This is a genomic window from Streptomyces sp. NRRL WC-3549 (assembly GCF_000721935.1).
In the GTDB taxonomy this organism is placed as follows: domain Bacteria; phylum Actinomycetota; class Actinomycetes; order Streptomycetales; family Streptomycetaceae; genus Streptomyces.
The window spans coordinates 39,992-43,986 of sequence record NZ_KL585419.1; the positions used below are offsets into that span (position 1 = coordinate 39,992).

Sequence of the window (3,995 nt, forward strand, 5' to 3'; positions counted from 1 at the left end):
AGCTCGGCGAGCCGGGTCCGCTCGGCGTCGCTCCACCCCGTGCCGACACTGCCCGCGTACCGCAGCCCGCCCTCGTGCCGCTCACCGACCAGCAGCGCCCCGGGCAGCCCGCCGAGCCTGCCCCGGCCCGGCACCCAGCCGCCGACGACGACGTCCGCCGTGCGGGCGTGCCGGATCTTGATCCAGGACCGGGAGCGGACCCCGGGCTCGTACACGGAGTTCAGCCGTTTGGCGAGGACGCCCTCCAGCCCCGCCTCCCGGGTCATGTCCAGGGCCCGCTGTCCGTGTCCGACGACCACCGAGGGCGTCGACCAGCGCGGCCCGTCCAGCCCGAGCCCTTCCAGCGCGGCCCGGCGCTCCCGGTACACCTGGGCCACGAGGCTCACGTCGCGCAGGAACAGCACGTCGAAGAGGACCAGGTGGGCCGGGACCCGCTCCGCCGCCCGGGCCGCCTTCACGGGTGACCCGGAGAGCCCCATCCGGGACTGGAGGCGTTCGAAGTCGCTGCGCCCCTGGCGGTCCAGGGCGACGATCTCGCCGTCCAGTACCGCCGGTACGTCACCGAGCGCGGCCCCGAGACCGGCGAGGTCCGGGTAGGCGGCCGTGATGTCCGTCCCGGACCGGGCCCTCAGCTCCACCGAGCCGTCGCCCGGGAGGTAGACCAGGGCCCGCTGGCCGTCCTGCTTCACCTCGTACGCCCACCGGTCGTCGACGGCGGCGGACGGCAGGGGCCCGGGAGTGGCGAGCATGGGGGCGAACCGGGGCAGAGTGGCCATGGCGGCACCCTCTCAGCAGAGTGCGGCGGAAAGCCGCCAGGGAGAGCGTGTCGGTCGCGTCGCCCCTGGGGCGCCGTTCGGACCGGTCCGGGCAACTCCGCGGCGGGCCGGACGGCCTTGTAGGCGAACCCGCCGGGGAGCGGGGACTGCCGGAACAGGTGGGCCGGGACGGCGTCGGCGTCGGCGAGTGCCCGTGGTAGCCGGCCGGGTCGAGGCGCAGGTGGTCGCCGGTGTCGTACGAGGCCCGGAGCCGCCCGGGCCGGTGCGGGTCGCGGGCGGCCCGGGCGAAGCCGATGACGCGGTCGAAGCGGCCGCTCGTACGGATCCAGGTGTCGATCCGCTGCCGGGCCTCCTCGCGGTGGCCGGCGGGGTCGTCGTGATCGGTGTTGCCGCCGATGGGGGTGAGTGTCGCCCCGTACGCCTGGGTCTCCTGGGCGTGGGCCCGGGTGATGATCTGCTCCTCCGCCGCGATGACGTCCGCCGCGATCCGCTTCTGGGCGACGGAAGTAGCGGGGGCGGTGCCGATGTCGTTGACGCCTTCGAAGGCCAGCAGCCGGTCGACCCCGCTCTGTGCCAGGACGTCACGGTCCAGCCGGGCCAGGCCGTTGGGGCCCAGGCCGTCCTGCAGGAGGCGGTTGCCGCCGGCGCCTGGTCGGCGCTCGCGGTCGAGGCGCTCGCGGGCGGCCCCGCCGCGAGCCGCTTGCGCAACAGATCGGGCCAGCGGTCGTTCATGTCCGTGGTCGAGCCCCGGCCGTCGGTCAGTCCAGCGGGTCCGACACCACGTTGGGCCCCGGCCGGCACCGGCACCGAGGGCCGCCCTTGGAAGGACCCGGTGGGCCGTCCCCGGCCGGATCGTGCTGACACCGGCCCGGCCGACAGGGCCCAGGTGTCCTCGGCCTGGCGGGTCAGCGGCCCCTGGCGGTCGGCGAGTTGCCAGTACGGGGACGGGGCCCGAGAGAGCTGTAGGGTGCCCCGAAAGGGATAAAGCGGGAATATCTCTCTCTGCGGGTGTGTGCAAGGGGCGACGACATGAAGATCGCAGTGCTCGGCGGGACCGGGCTCATCGGCTCCCGGGCCGTGGAAGACCTCAAGGCGGCCGGACACGAGGCGGTACCGCTGTCGAGGTCCACCGGCGTCGACCTCCTGACCGGGGAGGGCCTCGGGCCCGCCCTCGAAGGGGCCGACGCCGTCGTCGACGTGACGAACTCGCCGACCTTCGACGAGGCCTCGGCCGCCTTCTTCCGTACGACGACGGACCACCTGCTCACGGCCGCCCGGGAGCAGGGCGTCGGTCATGTGGTGGTCCTGTCCATCGTGGGTGCGGACCGGGTGCCCGACCTCGACTACTACCGCGCCAAGGTGCTCCAGGAGGACGTCGTCAAGGCCGGTCCCGTCCCGTACTCGATCGTCCGGGCCACCCAGTTCTTCGAGTTCGTGGACGACATCATGTCCTGGACCTCCGACGGGGAGACCGTCCGCCTGCCCTCCACCCGGCTCCAGCCGATCGCCGCGGCGGACGTCGTCCGGACCGTCGCGGAGGTGGCCGTGACGCCCCCGCTCCAGGGCACCCTCGACATCGCGGGCGCCGACGTCTATCCGCTCGACGAACTCGGCAGGATCACCCTCGACGCGCGCGGCGACCAGCGGGCCGTCGTCACCGACCACACGGCCGGGATGTTCTCGGCCGTCCCCGGCGACGCGATCATCGCCGGTCCGGACGCCCGGATCACCCCGACCCGCTACCGCGACTGGCTGGCGGTCCGGCCTGCCTGACCCGACTTGCCCTGACCTGCGTGACCTGCGTGACCTGCCCGGCCGGTCTGACGCGTGCTCGGCCCGGGTCGACATGTTCGGCCGGTCACGCGCAGACGGTGGCCGCGGCGAACCGGCGTACGCCGCCCGTCCCTGGGGCGTACGCGGGTCGTGCGCGGGTCGTGCGCGTGGGGCGTGCACGCCGGCCGGCGGAAGCGGGTGCGGGGCGGGGACCGCTTCCGCCGGCCGACGCGGACCGGGGAGGCCCGGGCAGGGCATGGTGCGGGGGCCGTACGCCTGACCGGACCTCAGGGTGGGCGCCGTCGCCGCGGTCAGGCCGCGGTGCAGGCGCCGCCGTTGAGCGTGAAGGCCGTCGGCGCTCCGTTGCCGCCGGTCAGGCCGCCGGTGAAGCCGACGGTGACCGAGCCGCCGGCCGCGATCGTGGAGGTGTACGAGGCCGGGGTGACGCTCACCGCGCCCCCGTTCTGCGCCGCGGTGCCGCCCCACATGGTGGTGACTGTCTGGCCGTCGGGGAAGGTGAAGGCCAGCGTCCAGCCGTCGACGGCGGCGGTGCCCGTGTTGTGCAGGGTGATCTCCCCCTGGAATCCGCCCGGCCACTCGCCGACCACCCGGTAGCCGACGGAGCAGACACCGCCGGGCGTGCCGCCGCCCTCGGACGTGGTGACGCTCACCGTGCCCGAGCGCGGGGAACGGTTGCCGGCCGCGTCACGGGCGTAGACGGCGAAGCTGTACGCGGTGCCGGCGGACAGGCCGGTCACGGAGGCCGAGGTGGTCGCGGAGGAGGCGACCTTCGTCTCGGATCCGCCGGTCACGCGGACCACGTCGTAGGCCGTGACTCCGACGTCGTCGGTGGCGGCGGTCCAACTGAGGGTGGCGGAGTCCGCCGTCACCCCGGAGGCGGTCGGGGTGCCGGGTGCGGTCGGGGCCTGGGTGTCGCCGCCGCCCTGGCCTCCGCCGAAGACCGTGGCCTCGCGGGAGGTCTCGGTGATGCCGTTGGGGCCGTGGAGGGCGCGCTCGCCCCAGGGGCTGAGCCGGGCGGGATCGAAGTCGATGACCAGGTCGAGGACCGGGTCCGTGTTGCCGCTCCAGGACCAGGCCAGGTAGCCCAGCCGGAGCTTCTCGGCGGTGGCCATCATGGTGTCCTCGTCCGGATCGCCGTACTGGTCCGCAGGGCCGCCGAACTCACCGATGAGCAGGGGCAGTCCGGCGCCGACGAAGGAGTTGAGGTAGTCGGTGACCTTCTCGGCGGTGTCGTAGACGCTGTACATGTGGATCGAGAAGATCAGGTTGCCGGTGGGGTCGGCGTCGTACACGGACCGGGCGTCGGCGCGCATGACGCCCTCCCAGTCCTGGCCCCAGTTGGGCGCGTCCACCATGATCGTGTGGGCGAACCCGGCGGCGCGCAGCTTCTGGACCGCGGCGGTCGTGGGTGCGGTCCAGCCCGCC

General features: G+C 74.2%; 3 protein-coding genes and 1 pseudogene. 1 reads left to right on the forward strand and 3 read right to left on the reverse strand.

What is annotated here, in order from left to right:
* A partial coding sequence (locus tag IH13_RS0124440; protein ID WP_031087870.1) for an ATP-dependent DNA ligase occupies positions 1–776 on the reverse strand: 776 nt, incomplete at its 3' end.
* A 143-nt stretch (positions 777–919) separates the two neighbouring features.
* A pseudogene (locus IH13_RS44875) lies at positions 920–1,538 on the reverse strand (GDSL-type esterase/lipase family protein); the annotation flags it as partial.
* A 267-nt stretch (positions 1,539–1,805) separates the two neighbouring features.
* Between IH13_RS44875 and IH13_RS0124450 the strand changes: the two are divergent.
* Positions 1,806–2,549, forward strand: a complete 744-nt coding sequence (locus IH13_RS0124450) for an SDR family oxidoreductase (protein WP_031087875.1) — start codon at positions 1,806–1,808, stop codon at positions 2,547–2,549.
* A gap of 311 nt (positions 2,550–2,860) precedes the next feature.
* On the opposite strand, the gene IH13_RS38285 is transcribed toward IH13_RS0124450, so the two are convergent.
* Positions 2,861–3,995 (reverse strand): cellulose binding domain-containing protein (locus IH13_RS38285; RefSeq protein WP_031087877.1); only part of this gene is annotated, 1,135 nt, incomplete at its 5' end.

Coding starts and splice junctions, on each gene's coding strand:
- IH13_RS0124450 (WP_031087875.1), top strand. CDS start 1,806: ATGAAGATCGCAGTGCTCGGCGGGACCGGGCTCATCGGCTCCCGGGCC.